Genomic DNA, 20,211 nt, shown 5'->3' with positions numbered 1-20,211 from the left:
CCCCGGGGCGCCCGCCGGCCCCCGCCCCCGGGCCCCCCCCCGGGGGGGGGGGGCCCCCCCCCCCCGCCCCTGGTGTTGCTCCCGCGCCTCTGAAAGACCCGGACAGGCCCGAAAGGCCCTGCCCGCAAGGCGGTTCAGTGAATGGTGACCTGGCCGGCGCGCTTGCGCTTGACCCAGAGGGTCGCCCCGCCGGCGACCATCACCAGGCCGCCGCCGACCGCGTACAGCCCCGCCGAGCCGCCCACCTTGCCGCCGCTGACCGGCGGCGTCAGCTGCGCTGCCGCCGGCTCGGGCGCATCGTTTTGGCCGCCCAAGGAGTCGGCGGCCTGCGCCACCGGTGCACCCAGCGCGGTGAGACCGACGAGCATCGCCGCTCCGCCGACCGCACGCCCCACCCGGACGCGTTGTGACCGAACCACGGTCCTTACCCCCAGATTCCTGCGCTCAATCCTGCGCGTACAGGGGATGACCGTATCCGATCAGAGGTGACCTTCCCATACAGATCATGCCCCCTCGGAGCAAGCGTTGCACGACCGTTGTGCAAGGGGGCGCGCCAGATTGACATCACGTCAGGCAATCGTCAAAACCGCGTCAGGCGTTCACCGGAAAGCCGTCAGGAGTTGTAGCTGCCCTGGGCTCGTTCGAGCCCCTCGGAGAGCAGCGCCTCGACCGCGTCGGCGGAGCGGTCGACGAACCAGTCGAGTTCCTTGCGCTCGGCGGAGGAGAAGTCCTTGAGCACGAAGTCGGCCACCTCCATCCGGCCCGGCGGACGGCCGATGCCGCAACGCACCCGGTGGTAGCCGGGGCCGAGCGACTTGGTGATGGACTTCAGGCCGTTGTGCCCGTTGTCACCGCCGCCCAACTTGAGCCGCAGTGCCGCGTAGTCGATGTCCAGCTCGTCGTGGATCGCCACGATCGCCTCGGTCGGCACCTTGTAGAAGTCGCGCAGCGCGGTGGTCGGGCCGCCGGACAGGTTCATGAAGGTCATCGGCTTGGCCAGCACCACCCGCCGCCCGCACAGGCGGCCCTCGGCGATCTGGGCCCGGCTCTTGTGGGCCTTGAACTTCGCCCCGATCCGCTCGGCCAGCAGATCCACCACCATGAACCCGATGTTGTGCCGGTTCCGGGCGTAGCCCTCGCCCGGGTTGCCGAGGCCGACGACCAGCCAGGGGCCCTCGTACGCTTCGTCGCTCATCAACCGCTCCTCACTTTCCCTCATCATCCCGGACACGCCGCTGCCCCGGCCGCTCCAGCGGAGCGGACCGGGGCAGCGGTCGAATGAGCTACCGGGCTCAGGCCTCGACGGCCTCGCCCTCGGCGGCCTCCTCGACGGCCTCGGGGGCCTGGGCGCCGATGACCTGCAGCACGACGGCGTCGGCCTCGACGGCCAGCGCGACGCCCTTCGGCAGGACGACGTCCTTGGCCAGGACCGAGGCGCCGGCCTCCAGGCCCTCGATCGAGACGGTGACGGCCTCGGGCAGGTGGGTGGCCTCGGCCTCGACCGGCAGCGCGTTCAGAACGTGCTCCAGCAGGTTGCCGCCCGGGGCCAGCTCACCCTCGGTGTGGACCGGGACCTCGACGGTGACCTTCTCGCCACGCTTGACCAGCAGCAGGTCGACGTGCTCGATGGTGCGCTTGATGGCCTCACGCTGGACGGCCTTCGGCAGCACGTACTCGTCCTTGCCGTCGATCGGCACGACCAGCAGGGCGTTCGGGGTCTTCAGGGCCATCATCAGGTCGTGGCCGGGCAGGTTCAGGTGAACCGGGGTGTGGCCGTGGCCGTAGACGACACCGGGGACGAAGCCGGCGCGACGAGCGCGACGGGCGGCACCCTTGCCGAACTCGGTACGGGCTTCAGCGGCAAGGCGGATCTCGGACACGACGGCACTCCTCGTGAGAACTGGACGCGGGGTGCGGACGACAGACGAAAAACCGCCGGGGCACACCCTCAAGTACGTTTGGGGGGCCACTCGGCGGCGGACGGATCTGCAATCGGCCAAACCACGGCCGAGGCAGCGCGTCGATCACGGATCAGGCACCCGCATTGGGCACACGACATCCCTCGCCGAGCAGTCTCAAGAGTCTAACCGCACGCTGCGGCGAGCACGAAATCGGCCCCGGCGCCGCGAGGCGCCGGGGCCGTTCGTACGACTACCCGATCAGTGCACGCCCTCGAACAGGCTGGTGACCGAGCCCTCCTCGAAGACCTCGCGGATCGCCGCGGCGATCGACGGGGCGATGGAGAGCGTGGTCACCTTGTCGAGCTGGAGCTCGGCCGGGGTCGGCAGGGTGTTGGTGAAGACGAACTCGCTGACCCGGGAGTTCTTCAGCCGGTCGGCCGCCGGACCGGAGAGCACACCGTGGGTGGCGGCCACGATGACGTCCGCGGCGCCGTTGTCGAACAGCGCGTCGGCGGCGGCGCAGATGGTGCCGGCGGTGTCGATCATGTCGTCGACCAGGACGCAGACCCGGTCCTTGACGTCACCGACCACGTCGGCCGACAGGATGGTGTTGGCCTGGGTGATGTCGCGGCGCTTGTGGATGATCGCCAGCGGTGCGTCCAGCCGGTCACACCACTGGTCGGCCACCTTCACCCGGCCGGCGTCCGGGGAGACGACGGTGAGCTTGTCGCTGGCGACCTTGTCGCCGATGTAGTCGGCGAGCAGCGGCAGCGCGAACAGGTGGTCCACCGGGCCGTCGAAGAAGCCCTGGATCTGTGCGGTGTGCAGGTCCACGGCCATCAGGCGGTCGGCACCGGCCTGGCGCAGCAGGTCGGCGACCAGGCGGGCCGAGATCGGTTCGCGGCCCAGGTGCTTCTTGTCCTGACGGGCGTAGCCGTAGAACGGGAGGATCGCGGTGATGCTCTTGGCGGAGGCCCGCTTCAGAGCGTCGATCATGATCAACTGCTCCATGATCCACTGGTTGATGGGAGCCGTGTGGCTCTGCATCACGAAGCAGTCCGCACCGCGGGCCGACTCCAGGAACCGGACGTAGATCTCACCGTTGGCGAAGTCCAGGGCCTTGGTCGGCACGAGTTCGGTGCCGAGCGCCTCCGCGACCTCCTTCGCCAGCTCGGGGTGGGCACGGCCCGAGAAGAGCTTCAGCTTCTTCTCAACCGACGTCGTGATCCCGGTCACTGCACCGTCTCCTCGCGTTGCTGCCGCACATGAACCCGCCACGCCGAGCCAGGCGGACGCCCAGCCGGTGCTCAACGGGGGATTGGGAGTACGCCCGGGCACGGGCAGTCAGCCCAGTGGCGCACGTATGTACTCCAGGTTACGCGCCCCGCCGGAAAGCGTGGGCCCCGGGCTCTCCCCTCAAGATCCCCCGTCGCCCGTTCAGTCCTCGACGGTCACGGCGGGCTCGCCCGCCGCAGCAGCGGCGCGCGCGGAGTCGGTGCCGGGGCGCTTGCGCTCGACCCAGCCCGCGATGTTGCGCTGCTGCGCCCGGGAGACGCCGAGCGCGCCGGCCGGGACATCGTTGGTGATCACCGATCCGGCGGCGGTGTAGGCGCCGTCCCCGATGGTCACCGGGGCGATGAACATGTTGTCGGAGCCCGTGCGGCAGTGGGAGCCGATGGTGGTGCGGTGCTTGTTCACGCCGTCGTAGTTGACGGTGACCGAGGCCGCGCCGATGTTGCTGCCCTCGCCGATCGTGGTGTCGCCGATGTACGACAGGTGCGGCACCTTGGAGCCCGCGCCGACCTCGGAGTTCTTGATCTCCACGTAGGTGCCGGCCTTGGCCTTCCGGGCCAGCTTGGTGCCCGGGCGCAGGTACGCGTACGGGCCGACCGAGGCCGCCTCGCCGATCTCGGCGCCGATCGTGGTGGCGTTGCTCACATGGGCCTCGGCGCCGACCAGGGTGTCGGTCAGGGTGCAGTTCGGGCCGACCTCGCAGCCCTCGCCGAGGTGCGTGGCGCCGTGCAGCTGGGTGTTCGGCAGCACCACCGCGTCCGGCTCGTAGGTCACCTGGACGTCGAACCAGGCGGACGCCGGGTCCACCACGGTGACGCCCGCGCGCATCGCGCGCTCGACCAGCCGGGCGTTCATGATCTTCCGGGCCTCGGCCAGCTGGACCCGGTCGTTGATGCCGAGGATGTCGCGGTAGTCGGCCGCGACGACCGCGCCGACCCGGTGACCCGAGGTCCGCAGGATCCCCAGGGTGTCGGTGAGGTACTCCTCGCCCTGCGAGTTGTCGGTATTCAGCCGGCCGAGCGCCTCGACCAGCAGCTTGGCATCGAAGGCGAAGACACCCGAGTTGATCTCGTCGATCGCCCGCTGGGCGTCGGTGGCGTCCTTCTCCTCGACGATCGCGGCCACCGAGCCGTCCGACTCGCTGCGCAGGATCCGGCCGTAGCCGAAGGAGTCCGGGACGACGGCGGTGAGGACGGTCACACCGTTGCCCTGCTCGGCGTGCGCCTCGACCAGTGCGGCCAGCGTCGCCCCGGTCAGCAGCGGCGCGTCGCCGGTGGTGACCACCACGGTGCCGTCCGGCTCGATCCCGTCGGCCGCCAGCGCCTCCAGCGCGGTGCGCACGGCGTGGCCGGTGCCGTTCTGCTCCAGCTGGACGGCGGTGCGCACGTCCTCGTACCGCTCCGCCAGGTGCTGCTGCACCTGCTCGCGCATGTGCCCGACCACCACGACCAGCTGCTCGGGGCTCAACTCCTGGGCGGCAAAGACCGCGTGACCGACCAGGGTGCGACCGCAGATCTCGTGCAGCACCTTGGGCAGACGCTTCGACTTCATCCGGGTCCCGCCACCAGCGGCGAGCACGATGACGGCGGCGGGGGTGTTGGCGCTCACGCTGGAGGCTCCTCGGTCGTTCGTGGGGAGGGTTCTGGCACAGCGAGCCCGAGCCACGGATCCGCACGTCCACGCTCGGGCAGAGCATGAGGATAATGCGGTCACGGCCGACCGGCAGTCGGCCCCCGGCCCGCTCAGCGCTCGGCCGGAGGCTGCACGAAGTGCTCCCGGAGGAGGATTCGAACCCCCATAAGCTGGACCAAAACCAGCTGTCCTGCCCTTAGACGATCCGGGACGGACGGTACCTCGCCGCCCCGCAGGGGACAGCGCGGTCCACAGCCTACGGGGTTCCAGCCCGGGCATCCACCACCAATCGCAAAGATCCCGGCACTCCCCGTGCCCACGCCGGTCCCGGTTCACCTCGCGACACGCCCGCCAGAGCCGCTCCACGCTACTTACGATGCCGTAGGTTACGGTCACGTAGGTTTTGCTGCTCCGACAAGGACCGCATATGACCATGCAGGCCAGCGAAGCGCCCCCGGACCCGGCAGGGGCCGCCGCCACCCAGCTCTCGGCCACCAGAGGCGGCGAGCGGCAGGGCCCGATCGAGCGAATCGCGCTCGCCCTCTTCATCGGAGTTCCGTTCCTGGCCCTGGTCGCGGCGGTCCCGGTCGCCTGGGGCCGCGGGCTCGGCTGGCGGGACCTGGCGATCACCACGGTGATGTACTTCCTCACCTGCCACGGCGTCACCGTCGGCTTCCACCGCTACTTCACCCACGGCGCCTTCAAGGCCAACCGCCCGCTGCGGATCGCACTGGCCGTGGCCGGCAGCCTTGCCGTCGAGGGCCCGCTGGTCCGCTGGGTGGCCGACCACCGCAGGCACCACCGCTTCAGCGACAAGGAGGGCGACCCGCACTCCCCCTGGCGCTTCGGCGAAACCGTCCCCGCGCTGGTGAAGGGGCTGTGGTGGGCGCACACCGGCTGGATGTTCGACCAGGAGCAGACCCCGCAGCTCAAGTACGCGCCCGACCTGGTCCGCGACCCGGCGATGCGGCGGATCTCCCGGCTGTTCTGGCTCTGGACCGCCCTCTCCCTGCTGGTCCCACCACTGGTCGGCGGACTGCTCTCGCTCTCCTGGGAGGGCGCGCTGACCGCCTTCTTCTGGGGCTCGCTGGTGCGGATCGCCCTGCTGCACCACGTCACCTGGTCGATCAACTCCATCTGCCACGCGATCGGCTCCCGCCCGTTCAGGTCCCGCGACCGCTCCGGGAACGTCTGGTGGCTGGCGGTGCTCTCCTGCGGCGAGTCCTGGCACAACCTGCACCACGCCGACCCCACCTCCGCCCGGCACGGCGTGCTGCGCGGGCAGCTCGACTCCTCCGCCCGGCTGATCCGCTGGTTCGAGCGGGCCGGCTGGGTCCACGACGTGCGCTGGCCCGATCCGGAGCGGATCGCCGCGCGCCGTGCCGCATGAGCGGGCGCCTGGGACCGGGCCGACGAATCGAGCTGGGGCATGAGCCGCTCCCTGCAGCATGATGTAGGGGTGAACGGGAGCAACGGAGACAGCGCAGGCGGCCAGCACCGGACCTCAGGAGCGGGGGCCGCGAGCCCCGAGGCCCCCCGGAACCGCTCCACTGCCCCCACCCGCGCGGCGAAGGGCGGCCGGGTCCGGATGACCGGCAAGCAGCGCCGCGAGCAGCTGCTGGACATCGGCCGCTCGGTCTTCGCGGAGCGCGGCTACGACGGCACCTCGGTCGAGGAGATCGCCGAACGGGCCGGGGTGTCCAAGCCGGTGGTCTACGAGCACTTCGGGGGCAAGGAGGGGCTGTACGCGGTCGTGGTCGACCGCGAGATGCAGCTGCTGCTCGACATGGTCACCGGGGCGCTCACCGGCGGGCACTCCCGCGAACTGCTGGAGCAGGCCGCCTTCGCGCTGATGGACTACATCGACACCTCCACCGACGGCTTCAAGATCCTGGTCCGGGACTCCCCGGTGGCCCAGTCCACCGGCACCTTCGCCTCGCTGATCAGCGACATCGCCACCCAGGTCGAGGACATCCTGGGCCTGGAGTTCAAGGCCCGAGGTTTCGACCCCCGGCTGGCGCCGATGTACTCCCAGATGCTGGTCGGCATGGTCGCGCTGACCGGGCAGTGGTGGCTGGAGGTGCGCAAGCCGCAGAAGGCCGAGGTCGCCGCCCACCTGGTCAACCTCGCCTGGCACGGGCTGGAGGGGCTGGAGCGCCACCCCAAACTGGTCGGCGAGCGGAAGCAGTAGTTCCCGGCGGGGCTCCCGACCGGGGGACGGGTGGGTGATTGGCAGGGAAACGGGGGGTTTGTCGATACCCGGAGCGTTCATCTTGATGTCAAGAGGCTTCATATCGACACACCCACCGATACACTGATCCACATGGAGGACGAGGTCGACCGGCTGGTCGCAGCATGGCGCCGCGAGCGCCCCGACCTCGATGTCGGGCCGCTGGAGGTGCTCAGCCGGGTCAGCCGGCTCGCACGCCACCTCGACCGCGCCCGCCGCACCGCCTTCGCCGAGCACGGTCTCGAACCCTGGGAGTTCGACGTGCTGACCGCCCTCCGCCGAGCCGGCTCCCCCTACCAGCTCTCCCCCGGCCAGCTGCTCACCCAGACCCTGGTGACCTCCGGCACGATGACCAACCGGATCGACCGGCTCACCGGAAAGGGCCTGGTCAAGCGACTGCCCGACCCGGACGACCGGCGCGGTGTGCTGGTCCGGCTCACCGACGACGGCCGCGACCGCGCCGACCAGGCGCTCGCCGGGCTGCTCGCCCACGAGCGCGCCCTGCTCGCCGAGCTCAGCCCCGACCAGCAGCACGACCTGGCCGCCCTGCTCCGGCAGTTGGTCGCCCCCTTCGACAGCGCGGGGTGAGGCTCCGCCATCGGCGGCGAAGGCCGGGCCCCGGAGGTGTCGCCTACGGCGTGGCCGAGTGGGCCGGGAGCGGCGGCTCGGAGGGGCTGACGCCCGCTCGGCGGGCCACCGCGACGGCGGCGAGGGTGGAGTGGACGCCCAGCTTGCCCAGGACGTTCTGCATGTGGGTGCGGACGGTGTGCGGCGAGAGGTACAACCGCTCCGCCACCGCCTGCCGCCCGAGCCCGGCCACCATGCAGCGGAGCACCTCCTCCTCGCGGGGCGTCAGCGTCTCCACCAGCCGTTCGCTCTCCGTGCGGTCCCGCCGCGCTGAGGTCAACTCCCGTACCACGCCGGTCAGCAGGGCCGGCGGCAGGTGCGTCTCGCCCCGCAGCACCCCCCGGATCACCGCCATCAGCCGGGGCAGCGAACTGTCCTTGGCCACCCAGCCGCAGGCCCCCGCCTGCAGCGCACGCACCGCCCGCCCCGTGTCGTCCTCGGTGGCGAGCACGATCGCCCGCAGCGCCGGGTGGGCGCGGCAGGCCCGGGCGAGCAGGGCCAGCCCGTCCCCGGCCGGGGCTGCGGGGCTGGTCGCCGAGGGGGGCGGGACGCGGTGCGGCGCGCCCGTCGACGGGCCGGGCTGGCGGCGGCCGGCCGGTGCGGCGGGGAGCCGTCTGGTGCCGGGCTGCGGCTCGGACTCGGCGAGCGGACGGGGACGGCACGGCGGCGGGCCGGCCGGGGCCAGGTCGGCGTCGATCAGGACCACGTCGAAGGCCCGGCCCTCGGCGGCGGCCCGCTCCAGCGCGCGTTCGGCCGCGAGCGTGCTGCCGGCCGCGCCGACCTCGACATCGGGTTCGGCGGCGAGCGTGGCCGCCAGCGCTTCGGCGAAGATGCGGTGGTCGTCGACCACCAGGACCCGGATCCGCCCCATCGTCGTACCCCCCTGCTCAGGCGCCCGACCCCCACCGGTACCGCACTCAGCGTACGGCGCGCGGGGCGACTCGGCGGAGGTTTGGTGAACTTTCGGACCTGGCCCCGCGCGACGTCAGGATGTACCGAACCAGACTACGCGCACACCTTCCTGATGCAGCGCCAGGACAGCCGCGCGCCCCCTTCGGCCGCCCCCGACCGGTGTGTCCGCCGATCAGGTCACCCCCGCCGGGGCGGCGCCGCACCCGCTGCGGACGCCGGTCACGGTTCCCCGCGTTCCCGGGTCAGGAGGCCGCGCCGTCCAGCGCCAGGGTGAAGTTCCAGGCGTCTGCCACGATGTCGTCCAGCTGCGGGCGGCTGGGGCGCCAGCCGAGCACCTCCTGGGCCCGCTGCGCGGAGGCGACCAGCACGGCGGGGTCGCCGGGACGGCGCTCGGCGGTGACGACCGGGATCTCCCGGCCGGTGACCCGGCGGACCGACTCGATCACCTCGCGGACCGAGAAGCCGCTGCCGTTGCCGAGGTTGCAGACCAGGTGCTCGCCCGGCCTGGCGGCGTCCAGGGCCAGCAGGTGGGCCTCGGCGAGGTCGGCGACGTGGATGTAGTCGCGGATGCAGGTGCCGTCGGGGGTCGGGTAGTCGTCGCCGAACACGGCGATGTGCGGACGCTTGCCGAGGGCGGCCTGGAAGACCAGCGGGATCAGGTGCGACTCGGGCTCGTGCCGCTCGCCGTAGGAGCCGTACGCCCCGGCCACGTTGAAGTACCGCAGGCTGACGGCGGCGAGGCCGTGGGCGGCGCACTCACTGGCGATCAGGTGGTCCACGGCGAGCTTGGTGGCGCCGTAGGTGTTGGTCGGGGAGGTGCGGGAGGTCTCGGCGATCGGGACGCTCTCGGGCTCGCCGTAGACGGCGGCGGTGGAGGAGAAGACCAGCTTGCGCACCCCCGCCTTGCGCATCGCGCTGACCAGTTCGAGCGAACCGGCCACGTTGTTGCGCCAGTACTTCTCCGGGTCGGCGACCGACTCGCCGACCTGCGAGGAGGCGGCGAAGTGCAGCACCGCGTCGTAGGAGCCGTCCAGCACCTCGACGGCGTCCTGGATCCGCCCCCGGGCGAACTCGGCGCCGGACGGCACACCGGCAGGGAACCCGGTGGAGAGGTCGTCGAGCACGGTGACCTGGTGGCCGGCCTCCAGCAGGTGGGCGGCGACCACACTGCCGACGTAGCCGGCTCCGCCGGTGACCAGGTACTTGCTCACGATGCGACCTCCCGCAGGCGCTGTGCCGCCGCCTCGGGCGACACGTCGTTGACGAACGCGTCCATGCCGGATTCCACCCCGGCCAGGAACTTGAGCTTGCCCACCGTACGCCGGATCGTGAACAGCTCCAGGTGAAGCGCGAGTTCGTCACCCCCAAGGGTGGGTGCCTGGTGCCAGGCCGCGATGTACGGCGTCGGTGCGATCGGGGCAGTCTGGCCCGCTTGGATGAAGAGCCGGTCAAAACGACGCAGCAATTCCAGGTAGAGCTTGGGAAACTCTGAGCGTTCGGGCTCGCTCAGCCAGGTCAGGTCGGCGACCCGGCGGTTGGGGTAGAGGTGCACCTCGTACGGCCAGCGGGCCGCGTACGGGACGAAGGCCGTCCAGTGCTCGCCCGCCAGCACCACCCGGGCGGGATCGCCGAGTTCGGCGGCGAGCAGGTCCTCGAAGAGGTTGCGGCCGGTGCGGGCGCGGTGGGCGGCGGCCTGCCCGGCCATCCGGGCGGTGCGCGGGGTGGTGAACGGGAAGGCGTAGATCTGACCGTGCGGATGGGCCAGGGTCACGCCGATCTCGGCACCCCGGTTCTCGAAGCAGAACACCTGCCGGACGCCCGGGAGGGCGGAGAGCTCGGCAGTCCGGTCGGTCCAGGCGTCCAGCACCAGGCGGGCTCTGGCCTCGGTGAGGTCGGCGAACGAGAGGTCGTGGCCGGCGGTGAAGCAGACCACCTCGCAGCGGCCGGCGCCGGGGAAGGCGAGGTGCAGCGGGTCCGCGCCGCCGCTGTCGGCGACCGCCGGGTGCAGGGCCAGCGCGGGGAAGCGGTTCTCGAAGACCACGACGTCGTAGTCGGCGGCGGGGATCTCACTCAGGCGGCCGTCCCTGGAGGGGCAGAGCGGGCACTCGTCCGCCGGCGGGTGGTACGTGCGGGCCTGGCGGTGTGCGGCGATGGTGACGTGGTCACCGGTCACCGGATCGCGGCGGATCTCGGAGAGCGGGGTGACGGCGGCGAGCGGGCGCAGGTCGCGGTCGTCCCGGGACGCGGTGTCGTCCGCGTCGAAGTAGATGAGCTCGCGGCCGTCCGCGAGCTTGGTCGTGGTCTTCTTCACGGCCTCGCCCTCCTCATCGCAGGATCGGAAACACATTCCAACAAGACCGATCACAAGTCAACAAGTCCGGGGTGCGAAAACGGAGCCGCGGGGCTCCGGACGTCAACCGCGGGTCCGTGAGACCCAGCCGCTCGCGCAGCGGTGGGCAGCGGTGGGCACCCGGGCGGCCGGATACCGCCCGAGGATGCGGGGAGCCGCCCTCCGGCGCTTCACGGGGCCAGGGGCGGCCGTGCTGCCCGGGCGCCCCTCGGTTCGCCTACGCGCCCGACACCCGGTCGAGAAGCCCCGTACGGGCGGCGACCGCGGTGGCCTCCAGGCGGGTGCGCGCGCCGAGCTTCATCAGGACCCGCTGGACGTGGGTACGGGCGGTGCTGGGGGCGATGCCCATGCCGGCGGCGATGCCGGCGGTGTCCTCGCCCTCGGCGATCCTGAGCAGCACCTGGACCTCACGCCGGGTCAGCAACCTGAGCAGCCGCAGCGCATCGTCGTCCGGCTCCACCGCGGGCCTGAGCAGCCGTTCGAAGGCGCCTTGCAGGACGTCCGCGGCGACCGCCGCCTCCCCGGCCCGGACCCGGGCGATGGCCCGCTCCACGACCTCGATCCGCTCGTCGCTGCGGACGTACCCGGCGGCCCCGGCGGCGAAGGCGGCGGCCACCCGCCCGGGCTCGCCGACCGGCCCGAGGACCACGACGGAGATCTCGGGACGCTCCCGGCGCAGCCGCCGTACGGGATCGAACGTGTCCGGCTCGCCCGACCCGGACACGCCGAGCAGACAGACCTCGGGGCGGCGCCCGACGATCAGTTCGCCGACCGTCCGGGACGGCGAGCCGATCGCGAGCACCCGGTGCCCGCGCAGCTGCAGGGCCGCCGCCAGCGCCTCCGCCAGCAGCCGGTGGTCGTCGACCACCACGAGTCGAACGCCCATGGCGCCCTCCCAGTCCCCGTCCGGCCTGCCGCGGCATCCGTCCGCACGGCCGACCGCCAATGACGCACCATCACAGCGCATACCCGGCCGGGACCGCTAGGCCGCGTACTCGCCGCAAGCCATGTGGCGGACCCCGGACGGAACGGGCCGCGCGGAACAGGCGACACGAAACGACGAAGGCCCCCGCCTTACGGCGAGGGCCTCGTTCTACTGAGCCCCCAAACGGAATCGAACCGTTGACCTTCTCCTTACCATGGAGACGCTCTACCGACTGAGCTATAGGGGCCTGTCCTGCGGGGCTTTTCCGTCCCGCTCGAACGAGGAAGACATTACCCGGTCAGCGGCCCGAAAGTGAAATCGACCCCGGTCGCCACCCCGCGGCCACCCCCGCCACCTCGCAGCCACCCCGCCGCCCCGCGGCCACGCCCCCTCGACTGCGACCTCAGTCCGCGACGGAGGAGCAGCGCGAGCCGTCGAACACCCTCCGGGCCTCCAGCACGGAGCCGCTGTTCTCCTCGACCCACTCCGCGACCGGGACCAGCCGCTCGGCGAGCGAGCGCCCCAGCGGCAGCAGGCCGTAGACGACCCGCGGCGGGGTCTCGGGGTGGACGGTGCGGCGCACCAGCCCGCTCCGCTCGAGCTCACGCAGGGTCTGGGTGAGCATCTTGCGGCTCACTCCGGTGACGGACCGCTGCAGTTCGGAGAACCTCTGCTCACCCAGCTCGTGCAGGCTGAGCAGGAGGAGCAGCGACCACTTGTCGGCGAGCTCGGCGAAGACGTTCCGACTGGGACAGAAGGCGGCGAAGACGTCGTACTCGGAGTGCTGCTGCGGATGGGCCATGTGATCCAGGGTACGCGCGCAGGTCTCTATTCCATACTTGGTATCTGATGGAGACCTGGTCTACATTAGAGACCGCAGGGGTCGGGGAGCGCCAGAGCGCCCTCCCCGACCCTCCCGTTCATCCCGACGCCACAGGAGTCATCGCGCCATGACCACCGCCACCCCCACCGTCGCCATCGCCTACCACTCCGGCTACGGCCACACCGCCGTGCTCGCCGAGGCCGTTGCCCGCGGTGCCGCCGCCGGTGGGGCCGAGGTCGTCCGGATAGCCGTTGACACCATCACCGAGGAGCAGTGGGCCCAGCTGGACGCCGCCGACGCGATCGTCTTCGGTTCGCCGACCTACATGGGCACCGCCTCGGCCGCCTTCCACACCTTCGCCGAGAACTCCTCGAAGCGCTGGTTCACCAATGCCTGGAAGGACAAGCTGGCGGCCGGCTTCACCAACTCCGCCTCGAAGAGCGGCGACAAGCTGCACACCCTGCAGTTCTTCACCGTGCTGGCCGCCCAGCACGGCATGCAGTGGGTCAACCTGGGCCTGCACCCGGGCTGGAACAGCTCCACCGCCTCCGAGGAGGACATCAACCGCCTCGGCTTCTTCCTCGGCGCCGCCGCCCAGAGCAACAACGACCAGGGCCCGGAGGGCGTCCACAAGGCCGACATCGCCACCGCCGAGCACCTGGGCGAGCGCGTCGCCAAGCAGGCCGTCGTCCTGGTCGCCGGCCGTACCGCGCTGGGCCTCTGACCGACCGGCAGACCAGGTCCCGGGGCGCGGGGACCGCACGATCAGCCCTCCACCGAGGTGCTCGGCTGGTCGGACGGCTCCCCGCGCCCCTGGCGCACCACCCTCGCGCCGAGAGCGGGCCCACGCGTCTCCGGCAGCGCGTACAGGCACAGCAGCGACGCCACCCCGATCCCGGCCAGGTACCAGCCGACCGGCTCGGCCGTCCCGTACATCCCGGTGAGCCGGGCCGCCACCAGCGGCGCCGTCGCCCCGCCGACCACCCCGCCGAGGTTGAAGGCGAGCGAGGCGCCCGTGTAGCGCACCCGGGTCGGGAACAGCTCCGGCAGATACGCCGCCACCGGCCCGAACAGGCAGCCGAGCACCGCCATCGCACCGATCACCCCCAGCGCCACCAGCGGCGTACGCGCCGTCTGCAGCAGCGGGAAGAGCAGCAGCGACCAGCCGACCGCGAGCGCGCTGGCCAGCCGCAGCGTCCGGCGCCGACCCCAGCGGTCGCTGAGCCCGGCGCAGTACCAGGCGGCCGCGCCCTTCGGCACCGCGCCCGCCAGCAGCAGGGCCAGCATCAGCCCCCGCCCGATGCCCAACTGCTCGGTGGCGTAGGCCAGCGCGTAGGTGGTGGTCAGGTAGAACAGCGCGTACCCGATCATGATCGCGCCGCCCGCGGACAGCACCGTGCGGCCGTGCCCGCGCAGCACCTCGGCGGCCGGCGCCTTGGCGCGCTCGGTCTGCCGCGCGAAGACCGGCGTCTCGCCGATCCGCAGCCGGACGAACAGACCGGTCGCGACCAGCCCGACCGAGGCGAGGAACGGCACCCGCCAGCCCCAGTCGGCGAAGGCACGCTCGCTCAGCACCTCCGAGAGCAGCAGGAACACCCCGGTGGCGGCGAAGAAACCCAGACAGGGCCCGAGTTGGAGGTAGCCGCCGTACCGGCCGCGCCGCTCCGCCGGAGCGTTCTCGGCCAACAGCAGCGCCGCGCCGCCCCACTCCCCGCCCAACCCGAAGCCCTGCAGCGCCCGCAGCACCACCAGCGCCACCGGCGCCCAGATCCCCCAGGACCCGTACCCGGGCAGCACGCCGACGGCCACCGTGGAGACGCCCATCAGCAACAGCGAGACCACCAGGGTCGTCTTGCGGCCCAGCCGGTCGCCGAAGTGCCCGAACACCAGGGCACCCAGCGGACGCCCGACGAAGGCCACCGAGTACACCGAGAATGATGCCAGCAACCCACCGGCGCGCCCGAGTTCGGGGAAGAAGACCTTGCCGAAGACCAGCGCGACGGCCGTCCCGTAGATGAAGAAGTCGTAGTACTCGATCGTGGTGCCGATCAGCGCCGAGACGGCGATCGGGCGCAGGTCCGGTACCGCTGTCGGCGACCGTTCGGACGATGCGTCAGAAGTGCTCTCTGGTGCAGGAGTCATGCAACCCACAGTGACGGCGCGACAGTCAGCGGTGACAGCGCGCACACGGGTGAACCGGGAGCATACGAACCGTCACCCGCCGGGGTGGTGCGCCGATCCGCCACACCCGTCCGGTACGGGGAGGCCACGCCGATAGACTGAGCCCGAACCGGATTCGCCCGGTCCGGTCCCATCTGCCGCGCAACGTCGCACAGCAGCGACGTCCCGACGCCCTCCCGGCGGACCGGGGCATCAGCGGAAGGCACACGACCCTTGTCAGCCCCTGGATCCTCCGGACCCGACAGTCCCGGCCCCGACCGCTCGCCCGCCTGGTGGGCCCGGGCCGCCCGGCCGGTCAGACCGCCGATGCCCCGGACGCTGATGCTCCGGGCCGCCCTCGGGATGGCGACCCCGCTCTTCCTCGGCCTGCTGTTCGGCCGGCTCGACCTGGGCGTCTTCGCCGGCCTCGGCGCGATGCACGCGACCATGAACGACCGCGTCGAACCGGCCCGGCTGCGCGCCCCGAGGATCGCCGCCGCCCTGTTCGCCTCCTCCCTCGGCATGCTGATCGGCACCGCCCTCCAGTACGAGGGCGGCGACCCGCTCACGGTCGGCCTCGCGCTCACCGCCGTCGCCTTCGCCTCCGGAGCGATCAGCGCCACCGGTCCGCGCGGCTCGTCCTCCGGCATGCTGCTGCTGGTCTCGGCCTCCCTCGGCAGCGGCATGGCGCTGCCGCGCCCCTGGTGGGCGGCGCCGCTGATGATGCTTGCCGGCGCCGCGTTCGTGGTCCTGCTCAGGCTGCCGCACCGCGCCCACCGCAGCTTCCCCCGCTCCGACCCCCGCCGCCGGGCCCTGGCGGCCGCGTACGAGGCGCTCGGCGACACCCTCGCCGCACTCGGCACGCCGCAGGGCGCCGCCCGCCGCCAGGTGCTGACCGCCCGGCTGAACCAGCTTCAGGACCTGCTCCCGCACGCCCGCGCCGGCCGTCAGGAACCGGATCACGTCCAGCGGCTGCGCCGGATGTACGAAGCCGGACTCGCCGCCACCGAGACCGCCACCGGGCTACTCTGGGCCTGGCGTCCGGTCCCGCCCGCGGTGGCCGAACTGCCCGGCCGGCTGGCCCGCGCGGTACTCGGCGGCCCGCAGCCCGAGTACCCCGGCTGGGAGCCGGACACCCCGGCCCTCAAGGCCCTGGACATCGCCCTGCGCGCCGCCACCGACACCGTCGCGGGCCGCCCGGCCGAACCCGGCACCGCGCCCGCGCCGCCCCCGGACCCCTGGCGGCTGCGCGTCCGTCTGCTCTCCGGGGGCTCGGTCCGGTACGGCCTGCGGGTGGCGCTCTGCATCGCGGTCGCCGAACTGGCCGGCGCCCTGCTGCCGCCGGGCCGCACCTACTGGGTGCCGATGACGGTGGCCTTCGTCCTCAAGCCGGACCTCGGCTCGGTCTTCCTGCGGGCGGTCAGCCGCTCGGTCGGCACCGTGCTCGGCGTGGCGGTGACGGCGGCGCTGCTCCTGACCACCACCGACAAGTGGGCGTTGGCGCTGATCGCCTCGGGCTGCGTCGCGCTGCTGCCGTACTCGGCGGCCGCGCACTACGGGCTGAACACGGCCGTGATGACCCCGATGGCCCTGGTCCTGGTCCAGCTCGGCGGGGAGAGCGGGATGGCCGAGTTCTGGCCCCGGGTCCTGGACACCGCCCTGGCCAGCGCGATCGTGCTGGTCTTCGGCTACCTGCTCTGGCCCGAGCGACCCCCGCACCGGATCGAACCCCGGCTGGTCACCGCCGCCACCGCGCTGCGCGAGTACCTGGCCTCGGTGGCCGGGTCCCCACAGGCACCGGTCGCCGAGGTCTGGCTGCGCCGAACCGCCTACCGGGCCCTGGCCGACGCCCGCCAGGAGGTGCAGCAGGGGCTCACCGAACCCCCGCCCGCCGGCCGGCTCGCCAGCCAGTGGCTGCCCGCGACCGCCGCCCTGGAACGCCTCAGCGGTGCGGTCGCCGCCTACGCCGCCCAGATCCGCTACGGCGGCCGAACCCCCGAACCCGCCGAGATCCAGCGGGTGTTCGACGCCCTCGACCACCTCACCGCCGCTGCCCGTGCCCACCAGCCGCCGACCGGAAGGGCCGCCCGGCCGACCGGACCGCACGATCCCTCGCGCAGCGCGATCGGCCGGGCGGCCGACGAACTCGACGTCCTACTGGGCTGACGGCCGCTCAGCTGCAACTCCCGCCGGTGGAGCCGTCCTTGTGGACAGCCGGCACCCCGGCGGCAGCGGAAGTCGGGGCACCACGAACCACCCGGACCCCGACGACCCGCCGACCGGATCGAACCCGGCCGGCCCGGGCCGCCGACGGCACGGTCCGGTCAGACCTGCTCGGCCAGCTCCAGCCAGGCCATCTCCAGCTCCTCCTTCTCCTCCCGGACCTTGCGCAGCTGGGCGTCCAGCTCCGCGACCTTGGAGAAGTCGGCGGCGTGCTCCGCGAGTTGGGTGTGCAGCTTGGACTCCTGCTGGTCCAGCTTGGCGATCTGCCGCTCCAGCTTCTGCATCTCCTTCTTGGCGACCCGCACGTCCGCGGCGGACTTCTCCGCCACCGGAGCCGCCACCGTCGCGGCGGCGACCGCCGCCGTCGCCGACACCGCCTCAGCCAGCTTCGCCCGCCGGTCCAGGTACTCGTCCACCCCGCCCGGCAGCATCCGCATCCGCCGGTCCCCGAGCAGCGCGTACACGGTGTCCGTGGTCCGCTCGATGAAGAACCGGTCGTGGCTGATCACCACCATCGACCCGGGCCACCCGTCCAGCACGTCCTCCAGCTGGTTCAGGGTCTCGATGTCCAGGTCGTTCGTCGGCTCGTCCAGGAACAGCACGTTCGGCTCGTCCATCAGCAGCCGCAGCAGCTGCAGCCGCCGGCGCTCGCCACCGGACAGGTCCCCGACCGGCGTCCACTGCTTGTCCTTGCCGAAGCCGAACTGCTCGCACAGCTGACCGGCGCTCATCTCCCGGCCCTTGCCGAGGTCGACCCGCCCGCGCACCTGCTCCACGGCCTGCAGCACCCGGGTGGCCGGGTCCAGCTCGTGCACCTCCTGCGAGAGGTACGCCAGCCGTACGGTCTTGCCGACCTTGATCACGCCACCCGACGGCTGCACGTCGCCGTCGGTGGCGTAGGCGGCCTGCATGGCCCGCAGCAGCGAGGTCTTGCCGGCGCCGTTGACGCCGAGCAGGCCGATCCGGTCGCCGGGGCCGAGCTGCCAGGTGAGCCGCTCCAGCAGCAGCTTCTCGCCGGCCTTGACGGTGATGTCCTCGAGGTCGAAGACGGTACGGCCCAGCCGGGCGTTGGCGAACTTCATCAGCTCGCTCTTGTCGCGAGGCTCCGGCACGTCGGCGATCAGCGCGTTGGCGGCCTCGATCCGGTAGCGCGGCTTGGAGGTCCGGGCGGGGGCGCCGCGGCGCAGCCAGGCCAGTTCCTTGCGGGCCAGGTTCTGCCGCTTCTGCTCCTCGGTGGCCTCGATCCTGGCGCGCTCGGCGCGGGCGAACACGTAGTCGGAGTAGCCGCCCTCGTACTCGCGGACCCCACCGCGCTGGACGTCCCACATCCGGGTGCAGACCTGGTCCAGGAACCAGCGGTCGTGGGTCACGCAGACCAGCGCGGAGCGGCGCTTCTGCAGGTGCTGGGCGAGCCAGGCGATGCCCTCGACGTCCAGGTGGTTGGTGGGCTCGTCCAGCACGATCAGGTCCGGCTCGCCGAGCAACAGCTTGGCCAGCGCGATCCGGCGGCGCTCGCCACCGGAGAGCGGACCGATCACGGTGTCCAGGCCGTCCTTGAACCCGGGCAGGTCGAGGCCGCCGAACAGGCCCTGGATGATGTCGCGGATCCGGCTGTCGCCGAGCCACTCGTGGTCGGCGCGGTCGGCGATCACCTCGTGCCGGATGGTGGCCTTCGGGTCGAGCGAGTCGTGCTGGGTGAGTACCGCCAGCTGCAGCCCGCCGGACCAGGTGATCCGGCCGCTGTCCGGCTCCTCCAGCTTGGCGAGCATCCGGATCAGGGTGGTCTTGCCGTCGCCGTTGCGGCCGACGACGCCGATCCGGTCCCCCTCGCTGACGCCGAGGCTCACGCCGTCGAGCAGGGCCCGCGTGCCGTAGACCTTGGTGACGGACTCGATGGTGGCGAGGTTGACGGCCACTGCTGCTGCGCTCCTGGGAGGGGTCGGGGAATGTTCTCCGCCGTACCAGCCTAGTGGTCGCCGTCCCCCGGGTGGACTAGAAGAAGATCGCCCCGATCACACCCAGCACCACCGCCCCGAAGAGGGTCAGCATCGCCGCCGCCCCGAAGAACACGAACAGGCCGAGGAGCAGCGGTACCAGCGTCCCCCAGGGCTGCGGGTTGGCCCGCAGCGGAACGCCCGTCTCTACCTTGACCCTCCGCGGCCCGGCTGCCGGGAACATCAGCAGGAACGCGGCCCCGCAGAAGATGCCGAAGACCCCCGCCAGGTCCATCCCGGCGTTCAGCACCCCGGGCTGGACGTAGCCGCCGCCGTCCGTGCGGCGCAGCTCGGCGGGCTTGCCGACGTCCACCCGGGCGTTGGTGATGTGCGCGGCCGGGTCGGTGGGCGAACCGTTGTGCGGGACGAAGGGGCCCTCGCACTGGCGGGTGCGGCTCTTCCCCGCGCCCTCGTTGTGGCAGTGCGCGGCCGTAAAGGTGCCGGGCGTGCCGGCCATGTCGGACGTGTAGCGGAACTCGTCCGCCGGGAAGCGCACCAGCCAGCCCGCCAGCGCCAGCACCCCGATCGCGAACAGCGTGCCGACCGCCGTCAGCGCCCAGTTGGGCCCCGGGTCCCGCGCCGGCACCCCCTCCGCCCCGGCACCGTCCTCCGCACCTGCGACCTGCTGTTCCATCCCCCGTACCTCCCGCGTCTCGGCGGGAGCGTACCGGGGCTTCCTGACAGCCCCGACGCGGCCGGGGTCGAAGTGATGCCGCGATCAGGAAACCGCACGGAACAACCGTCCGCGCGCGGGCGTTCCCCGCTCATGGTGCGCTTACTGACCGGCCCGTTCGCCGTCCTGCTGATCGTGGTCCCGCTCTTCCTGGCCGCCGCCCTGAAGACGGCCGTCGCCCGCGCCCAGCGCCACGGGCTGTTCCCCGGCCGGCTGCAGGTGCACGCCGATCCCGGGACGCGCGGCGCCGGGGCGACCGCCACCGAGGAGTTGCACGCCCTGCTCTACCCGGGCAAGCGGGTCCAGCTGGAGGAACGACGGATCGCCCTGGTACTGCGCGACGACGAGCACGACGGCGCCCCGAAACGCACCGGCATCGACCTCGCAGCGGGCACCGCCAGGATCAGCAGGCCGCCCCGCCCCGAGCAGTCCTGAGCCGCCTGCGGGACGGCTCCCCGGCGAACCCCT

The 20,211-nt window shown here is 72.3% G+C and carries 19 protein-coding genes and 2 tRNA genes; 6 read left to right on the top strand and 15 right to left on the bottom strand.

Annotated elements, in window-relative coordinates; all coding sequences use genetic code 11:
* Positions 1 to 134: 134 nt before the first annotated feature.
* The 6 genes from ACWDAK_RS28395 to ACWDAK_RS28370 all read right to left on the bottom strand — a co-directional run bounded on the left by ACWDAK_RS28395 (position 135) and on the right by ACWDAK_RS28370 (position 5,037).
* The gene (locus tag ACWDAK_RS28395; RefSeq protein WP_427395100.1) at positions 135 to 368 is read right to left on the bottom strand and encodes a hypothetical protein; all 234 of its coding nucleotides are present in this window, start codon (positions 366 to 368) and stop codon (positions 135 to 137) included.
* Between the two features lie 245 nt (positions 369 to 613).
* Positions 614 to 1,195 carry an aminoacyl-tRNA hydrolase gene (pth, locus tag ACWDAK_RS28390; RefSeq protein ID WP_344640209.1) on the bottom strand — a complete coding sequence of 194 codons (582 nt, stop codon included), beginning with the start codon at positions 1,193 to 1,195 and terminating at the stop codon, positions 614 to 616.
* 97 nt (positions 1,196 to 1,292) lie between these two features.
* A complete protein-coding gene (locus tag ACWDAK_RS28385; RefSeq protein WP_344640208.1) occupies positions 1,293 to 1,880 on the bottom strand; it encodes a 50S ribosomal protein L25/general stress protein Ctc in 588 nt (195 codons plus the stop codon).
* 279 nt (positions 1,881 to 2,159) lie between these two features.
* Positions 2,160 to 3,137, bottom strand: coding sequence for a ribose-phosphate diphosphokinase (locus tag ACWDAK_RS28380; protein WP_344640207.1), 978 nt, complete (start codon positions 3,135 to 3,137; stop codon positions 2,160 to 2,162).
* A 201-nt stretch (positions 3,138 to 3,338) separates the two neighbouring features.
* Complete coding sequence (gene glmU, locus ACWDAK_RS28375) at positions 3,339 to 4,802, bottom strand: bifunctional UDP-N-acetylglucosamine diphosphorylase/glucosamine-1-phosphate N-acetyltransferase GlmU (RefSeq protein WP_344640206.1); 1,464 nt, start codon at positions 4,800 to 4,802, stop codon at positions 3,339 to 3,341.
* A gap of 164 nt (positions 4,803 to 4,966) precedes the next feature.
* Positions 4,967 to 5,037 (bottom strand) — tRNA-Gln (locus ACWDAK_RS28370).
* Positions 5,038 to 5,253: 216 nt separating this feature from the next.
* On the opposite strand from ACWDAK_RS28370, the gene ACWDAK_RS28365 reads away from it, so the two are divergent.
* From ACWDAK_RS28365 to ACWDAK_RS28355, 3 genes are all read left to right on the top strand, one after another.
* Positions 5,254 to 6,216: an acyl-CoA desaturase gene (locus ACWDAK_RS28365; protein ID WP_344640205.1), complete on the top strand. Its 963-nt coding sequence runs from the start codon at positions 5,254 to 5,256 to the stop codon at positions 6,214 to 6,216.
* Between the two features lie 198 nt (positions 6,217 to 6,414).
* Positions 6,415 to 7,017 (top strand): TetR/AcrR family transcriptional regulator, encoded by a 603-nt coding sequence (locus tag ACWDAK_RS28360; RefSeq protein ID WP_280701072.1) that lies wholly within the window; start codon positions 6,415 to 6,417, stop codon positions 7,015 to 7,017.
* 132 nt (positions 7,018 to 7,149) lie between these two features.
* A complete protein-coding gene (locus ACWDAK_RS28355) occupies positions 7,150 to 7,644 on the top strand; it encodes a MarR family winged helix-turn-helix transcriptional regulator (protein ID WP_344640204.1) in 495 nt (164 codons plus the stop codon).
* Between the two features lie 43 nt (positions 7,645 to 7,687).
* Here the strand turns inward: ACWDAK_RS28355 and ACWDAK_RS28350 are convergent, their stop codons facing one another.
* The 6 genes from ACWDAK_RS28350 to ACWDAK_RS28325 all read right to left on the bottom strand — a co-directional run bounded on the left by ACWDAK_RS28350 (position 7,688) and on the right by ACWDAK_RS28325 (position 12,672).
* On the bottom strand, positions 7,688 to 8,554 hold the full coding sequence (locus ACWDAK_RS28350; protein WP_344640203.1) for a LuxR C-terminal-related transcriptional regulator: 867 nt from the start codon (positions 8,552 to 8,554) through the stop codon (positions 7,688 to 7,690).
* A 283-nt stretch (positions 8,555 to 8,837) separates the two neighbouring features.
* Positions 8,838 to 9,806, bottom strand: coding sequence for a UDP-glucose 4-epimerase GalE (gene galE / locus ACWDAK_RS28345; protein ID WP_427395101.1), 969 nt, complete (start codon positions 9,804 to 9,806; stop codon positions 8,838 to 8,840).
* Positions 9,803 to 10,906: a galactose-1-phosphate uridylyltransferase gene (gene galT, locus ACWDAK_RS28340; protein WP_344640201.1), complete on the bottom strand. Its 1,104-nt coding sequence runs from the start codon at positions 10,904 to 10,906 to the stop codon at positions 9,803 to 9,805. The genes galE and galT overlap by 4 nt, the downstream gene beginning before the upstream one ends.
* A 256-nt stretch (positions 10,907 to 11,162) precedes the next feature.
* A complete protein-coding gene (locus ACWDAK_RS28335) occupies positions 11,163 to 11,831 on the bottom strand; it encodes a helix-turn-helix transcriptional regulator (RefSeq protein WP_344640200.1) in 669 nt (222 codons plus the stop codon).
* A 213-nt stretch (positions 11,832 to 12,044) separates the two neighbouring features.
* Positions 12,045 to 12,117, bottom strand: a tRNA-Thr gene (locus ACWDAK_RS28330).
* A gap of 156 nt (positions 12,118 to 12,273) precedes the next feature.
* A complete protein-coding gene (locus ACWDAK_RS28325) occupies positions 12,274 to 12,672 on the bottom strand; it encodes a winged helix-turn-helix transcriptional regulator (protein WP_344640199.1) in 399 nt (132 codons plus the stop codon).
* 148 nt (positions 12,673 to 12,820) lie between these two features.
* Here ACWDAK_RS28325 and ACWDAK_RS28320 point away from each other — a divergent pair, with 148 nt between their 5' ends.
* A complete protein-coding gene (locus tag ACWDAK_RS28320; RefSeq protein WP_344640198.1) occupies positions 12,821 to 13,417 on the top strand; it encodes a flavodoxin family protein in 597 nt (198 codons plus the stop codon).
* A 41-nt stretch (positions 13,418 to 13,458) separates the two neighbouring features.
* Here ACWDAK_RS28320 and ACWDAK_RS28315 read toward each other — a convergent pair whose 3' ends face one another.
* Positions 13,459 to 14,835 carry an MFS transporter gene (locus ACWDAK_RS28315; RefSeq protein ID WP_427395102.1) on the bottom strand — a complete coding sequence of 459 codons (1,377 nt, stop codon included), beginning with the start codon at positions 14,833 to 14,835 and terminating at the stop codon, positions 13,459 to 13,461.
* Positions 14,836 to 15,180: 345 nt separating this feature from the next.
* Here ACWDAK_RS28315 and ACWDAK_RS28310 point away from each other — a divergent pair, with 345 nt between their 5' ends.
* Positions 15,181 to 17,019 (top strand): FUSC family protein, encoded by a 1,839-nt coding sequence (locus ACWDAK_RS28310; protein ID WP_427395103.1) that lies wholly within the window; start codon positions 15,181 to 15,183, stop codon positions 17,017 to 17,019.
* 158 nt (positions 17,020 to 17,177) lie between these two features.
* Here ACWDAK_RS28310 and ACWDAK_RS28305 read toward each other — a convergent pair whose 3' ends face one another.
* Complete coding sequence (locus ACWDAK_RS28305; RefSeq protein WP_344640195.1) at positions 17,178 to 18,992, bottom strand: ABC-F family ATP-binding cassette domain-containing protein; 1,815 nt, start codon at positions 18,990 to 18,992, stop codon at positions 17,178 to 17,180.
* A 76-nt stretch (positions 18,993 to 19,068) separates the two neighbouring features.
* Positions 19,069 to 19,704, bottom strand: a complete 636-nt coding sequence (locus ACWDAK_RS28300) for a hypothetical protein (RefSeq protein ID WP_344640194.1) — start codon at positions 19,702 to 19,704, stop codon at positions 19,069 to 19,071.
* A gap of 132 nt (positions 19,705 to 19,836) precedes the next feature.
* On the opposite strand from ACWDAK_RS28300, the gene ACWDAK_RS28295 reads away from it, so the two are divergent.
* Positions 19,837 to 20,178, top strand: a complete 342-nt coding sequence (locus ACWDAK_RS28295) for a DUF6191 domain-containing protein (RefSeq protein WP_344640193.1) — start codon at positions 19,837 to 19,839, stop codon at positions 20,176 to 20,178.
* Positions 20,179 to 20,211 lie beyond the last annotated feature (33 nt).

It is taken from the genome of Kitasatospora sp. NPDC001175 (assembly GCF_053598215.1).
Note: the sequence above shows the minus strand (reverse complement) of the source record. Positions and strands in the feature narration are given on the sequence as shown.

Excerpts from the sequence above, each read along its gene's own strand:
- ACWDAK_RS28395 (WP_427395100.1), bottom strand. The coding sequence starts at position 368 with ATGCTCGTCGGTCTCACCGCGCTGGGTGCACCGGTGGCGCAGGCCGCC.
- pth (WP_344640209.1), bottom strand. The coding sequence starts at position 1,195 with ATGAGCGACGAAGCGTACGAGGGCCCCTGGCTGGTCGTCGGCCTCGGC.
- ACWDAK_RS28365 (WP_344640205.1), top strand. The coding sequence starts at position 5,254 with ATGACCATGCAGGCCAGCGAAGCGCCCCCGGACCCGGCAGGGGCCGCC.
- ACWDAK_RS28360 (WP_280701072.1), top strand. The coding sequence starts at position 6,415 with ATGACCGGCAAGCAGCGCCGCGAGCAGCTGCTGGACATCGGCCGCTCG.
- ACWDAK_RS28355 (WP_344640204.1), top strand. The coding sequence starts at position 7,150 with ATGGAGGACGAGGTCGACCGGCTGGTCGCAGCATGGCGCCGCGAGCGC.
- ACWDAK_RS28350 (WP_344640203.1), bottom strand. The coding sequence starts at position 8,554 with ATGGGGCGGATCCGGGTCCTGGTGGTCGACGACCACCGCATCTTCGCC.
- ACWDAK_RS28335 (WP_344640200.1), bottom strand. The coding sequence starts at position 11,831 with ATGGGCGTTCGACTCGTGGTGGTCGACGACCACCGGCTGCTGGCGGAG.
- ACWDAK_RS28325 (WP_344640199.1), bottom strand. The coding sequence starts at position 12,672 with ATGGCCCATCCGCAGCAGCACTCCGAGTACGACGTCTTCGCCGCCTTC.
- ACWDAK_RS28320 (WP_344640198.1), top strand. The coding sequence starts at position 12,821 with ATGACCACCGCCACCCCCACCGTCGCCATCGCCTACCACTCCGGCTAC.
- ACWDAK_RS28315 (WP_427395102.1), bottom strand. The coding sequence starts at position 14,835 with ATGACTCCTGCACCAGAGAGCACTTCTGACGCATCGTCCGAACGGTCG.
- ACWDAK_RS28310 (WP_427395103.1), top strand. The coding sequence starts at position 15,181 with ATGCCCCGGACGCTGATGCTCCGGGCCGCCCTCGGGATGGCGACCCCG.
- ACWDAK_RS28300 (WP_344640194.1), bottom strand. The coding sequence starts at position 19,704 with ATGGAACAGCAGGTCGCAGGTGCGGAGGACGGTGCCGGGGCGGAGGGG.
- ACWDAK_RS28295 (WP_344640193.1), top strand. The coding sequence starts at position 19,837 with ATGGTGCGCTTACTGACCGGCCCGTTCGCCGTCCTGCTGATCGTGGTC.